The organism is Lachnoanaerobaculum saburreum DSM 3986 (assembly GCF_000185385.1).
GTDB classification, from domain to species: Bacteria; Bacillota; Clostridia; order Lachnospirales; family Lachnospiraceae; genus Lachnoanaerobaculum; species Lachnoanaerobaculum saburreum.
Map to the genome: position 1 here is coordinate 2,536,308 of NZ_GL622296.1, position 3,536 is coordinate 2,539,843.

Here is a 3,536-nt window from a genome sequence, read left to right on the forward strand (position 1 = left end):
CTCCTAAGATTATATTAGTTTATATACCGGATAAAGATTATTTTATGTCTAATTCATCCTTTTTTGAAATTGCAATTTATGTTTATAGAGGAATAAACGAAGATGACTTTAATAAAAAAGGGCCGGAGTATAAACATTATCTCAACAGTATGTTTTTATTAAGTGAAGCTCTAAAAAACTAAAATCAGAAGGGCTGTCGGGAAACACTGAATTTTATCCACACAGAATAAAATAGTTAATTCTGCTGTATGGGGAAGTGTTTCAGTTGTAATTACCACTATATTGTTATATCTTGCTCCTATAGTTTTATAATAGACAATTTTATAGAGGAGATTAAACTGTTGCTAAAATACTATAGTTTTGAGCTTGATGACTGGCAAGATAATTATTGGCTACTTGAAGTGTTGAAGCTGTTTTTAGATAAAGAAAGAGAAGTGGAACTAAATTGCTGGAATGATGAAATTGACGCTATAAATCTGGCAATTAATTTGGGCTTTAGAGTAATAGAGATAAAACAATTCTTAATCAGACTTAGTGGGACTACAGATATGCTCGATTTAAATAAAATTGTAATTCTAAAAAGTTTTGTTTATCCTGCAGGAGAAGACGAAGAAGAAAATTTGTTGCCGTTTTTCTCCCTATTTATTAAGGACGAAATATTCATTGAACACTATGCTAGAGAAAATTATGTGTATAAAAAAGAAAAGTTTGATTTGGCTGTAGATATCTTGAATCGTTATAATGTAGAATTCCACTAATTTGGTATCGTAAGAAGGACATTTTTATGTATCCTGACAAGTCACAACGCTAATGCCTTTTACTTGTCAGGATATTTTTTAATCTCAAAAAGCTTTATTTAAAGTCTATATTATTCAAAAAGTCACCTATTATACCCCTGTATTCAGCCTTGCCAAGCACTTCTCTTGACTGTGCATGTGCCGCATTCGGTACCAAATGAAGCTCTGAATACCCTGCTGTAGCAGCCTTGTTTACCTGCGAATTATCAGGCAAAATAAAGGTATCCGCCTCACCATGTATGAAGCATACAGGTACTTCATTTCCGACAAGGGCATCCTTTGGCGAAGTCTTTTTCATATCATATCCGTATCTTAGCTTCATAACCGCATTTACACTCGGCAAGACAAAGCCCACCTTTGCCACACCGTAGCTTGTGTGAATAAGATCGTACAGATTGTCAAAACCGCAATCCGCCACTACAAAATCCACCTTTGGCTTTTTAGCAAGCACCATCAGCGAAGTCGCTGCACCCATTGACTCACCGTGAAGCCCAAGCTTTATATTGCCGTATCTGTTATATGTATCTTCAATAAGTTTATATAAGTCCTCAGATTCAAACTGCCCGAGGCTTACCGCCGCCTTTTCATTCTCACCATGATCTCTCATATCATAGATAATGCAGTTAAATCCAAGATCAATATAAGAATCCACATACTTCACCGCACCGTATCTGTTTGATTTAAAGCCATGGCTGATTATCACATACTTATCACTTGGTATAGGATTTTTTACCAAGGTCACATGGAGGTCATAGTCATTAAGACCCTTTACTATATAATCTTCTTTCTCATAGTCGTCATAATCTCCCCAAAGCTTATGCTCCTTCTCCCAAGATATCTCCTTTTCCAACGTGGATACCTTAGGGTTTGCCATCTGTGACGCAAGCCCGAAAATAAATCTGCAATACCATCCGATTGCAACAAGTACAATTATTATTGCAATCGCAATTATTATTTTCTTCATCTAATACATATCACCTTTCTATAAATACAAAACTAAAAATTAATCGCTAACAGTATATACATTTCACTTGTATCTATCAAGTTTTTTATTCTGTTTTAACTATAAAATATGTATACTATTGCACTTTAACTTCAAATAATATATATTTGTGTTAATGATACTTAATTAACCGCACACTACAGGAGGTTACTTATGAATAGAAACGATGATAACAGCATAACCTATATAGCTTACAAGGTTGCAATACTGCTTGTACTGTTGATATTGATATTTAATGCGGATGAAATTGCACCACGTATATTCCTTTATAATTATGCAAATAACAACTACAGTGAATTATCATTTATGCAGGCATATCTTACCACCCAGATAATACTTTCACTTCTGTCTGTTTTAGATATAGGATTGATAGTCGTTGATTATCTGAAATTAAAGAAATAGGATAGGTTTTACCCTATCCAAACCTGACCTGAATTACCTGCGATATTTACATGCATATTTCCGTCAAAATCTCTTGTCTCCCCTGAGAATAATTCAGTGAACCTGCCGCCGATATTAAGATTGATATCTGCATTATTGTCATCATTATTTACTATGGCAACAAGTCTCTTATCTCCATATTCTCTTAAGAACGCATACTGTCTGTTCGTCAGCAAAAGTTCTCTGTAGCCTGCTTCTCCTACCCACTGATTATTAAGTCTCATATTGCCAAGAGCCGCAATCCTTTTTGTATTCTCATTTGTAGTAACGGCATCCTTATAATCTTCAATCTTAAGCTCCGGGCGAAGCAGTTCATCCGCATAAGGCTTTTTCTCACCCTCAATAGCAAACTCGGAGCCGTAGTATATGGACGGCTTTCCCGGTAATGTATACAAAAGTACATGAACAGGGAAGAAATGTGCCTTTTTATTAAGCTTTGTGATAATCCTTGCCACATCATGGTTGTCAACAAAGTTATAAAAAGCATTGGCGATATGCATTCCCATATCTGTGCAGCGTTTTACGGTATGTGCAATCTCAAAATAGTTGTGGTCATTGTGTCCTGAATAAAGAGCCTTGTGAAGCCAATAGTTGGTTACCGAATGAAGCATCTCATTATTTACCCATCTGGTATAATCCCCATGGATAACTTCTCCCAAAAGCCAAAAATCAGACTTACATGAATTAGTCACCGACCTTAACTCCCTCATAAATGTAAAATCAAGTACATCGGCCGCATCCAGTCTTATTCCGTCTATATCAAACTCACTTATCCAAAATCTTGCCACATTCAAAAAATACTCTCTTACAGCAGGATTTTGGTGATTCAGATTTACAAGTGTGCCATGTCCGTCCCAGCTGTCATAGTATAGACCGTCATTGTAGTCATTGTTCCAATCAAAATGTACATTTTTAAACCAATCTCTGTAAATACTGTTTTCTCTATGCTCTTTCAAATCCTTAAAGGCAAAGAACTCTCTGCCTACATGGTTAAACACTCCGTCCAATATGACCTTTATACCGTTTTCATGACAGACCTTTACAAAGTTCTTTAAGTCCTCATTGTCTCCAAGCCTTGAATCAAGCTTCTTATAGTCCACAGTCTCATAACCATGTGCCACAGACTCAAAAAGCGGTCCTATATAGATTGCGTCACTTCCCATTGCCTTTATATGAGGCAACCAATCTAAAACTTTATTTAGTCTATGTTCGCCTATTTCAAATGTATTTGTCCTTGGCGCTCCGGTCATTCCTATAGGGTAAATATGATAAAATACCGCACCGTCATACCATTT

Annotated in this window: 4 protein-coding genes and 1 pseudogene; 3 read left to right on the plus strand and 2 right to left on the minus strand. The window is 35.9% G+C overall.

Going from position 1 to position 3,536, the window contains the following annotated elements; all coding sequences use genetic code 11:
• Together HMPREF0381_RS15195 and HMPREF0381_RS11730 are read left to right on the plus strand one after the other, a co-directional pair.
• Positions 1–182, plus strand: a pseudogene (locus tag HMPREF0381_RS15195) (hypothetical protein); the annotation flags it as partial.
• A 159-nt stretch (positions 183–341) separates the two neighbouring features.
• Positions 342–758, plus strand: coding sequence for a hypothetical protein (locus HMPREF0381_RS11730; protein WP_040461433.1), 417 nt, complete (start codon positions 342–344; stop codon positions 756–758).
• A 94-nt stretch (positions 759–852) separates the two neighbouring features.
• On the opposite strand, the gene HMPREF0381_RS11735 is transcribed toward HMPREF0381_RS11730, so the two are convergent.
• Complete coding sequence (locus tag HMPREF0381_RS11735) at positions 853–1,761, minus strand: alpha/beta hydrolase (RefSeq protein WP_008752202.1); 909 nt, start codon at positions 1,759–1,761, stop codon at positions 853–855.
• A 192-nt stretch (positions 1,762–1,953) separates the two neighbouring features.
• On the opposite strand from HMPREF0381_RS11735, the gene HMPREF0381_RS11740 reads away from it, so the two are divergent.
• On the plus strand, positions 1,954–2,202 hold the full coding sequence (locus HMPREF0381_RS11740) for a hypothetical protein (protein ID WP_008752203.1): 249 nt from the start codon (positions 1,954–1,956) through the stop codon (positions 2,200–2,202).
• A gap of 8 nt (positions 2,203–2,210) precedes the next feature.
• Here the strand turns inward: HMPREF0381_RS11740 and HMPREF0381_RS11745 are convergent.
• Positions 2,211–3,536, minus strand: a 1,326-nt coding sequence (locus tag HMPREF0381_RS11745) for an alpha-amylase family glycosyl hydrolase (protein WP_008752204.1), incomplete at its 5' end; no start/stop codon positions are given.

Bases quoted from the DNA above. Each gene is read 5' to 3' on its own strand.
- HMPREF0381_RS11740 (WP_008752203.1), top strand. From the start codon at position 1,954: ATGAATAGAAACGATGATAACAGCATAACCTATATAGCTTACAAGGTT.
- HMPREF0381_RS11735 (WP_008752202.1), bottom strand. From the start codon at position 1,761: ATGAAGAAAATAATAATTGCGATTGCAATAATAATTGTACTTGTTGCA.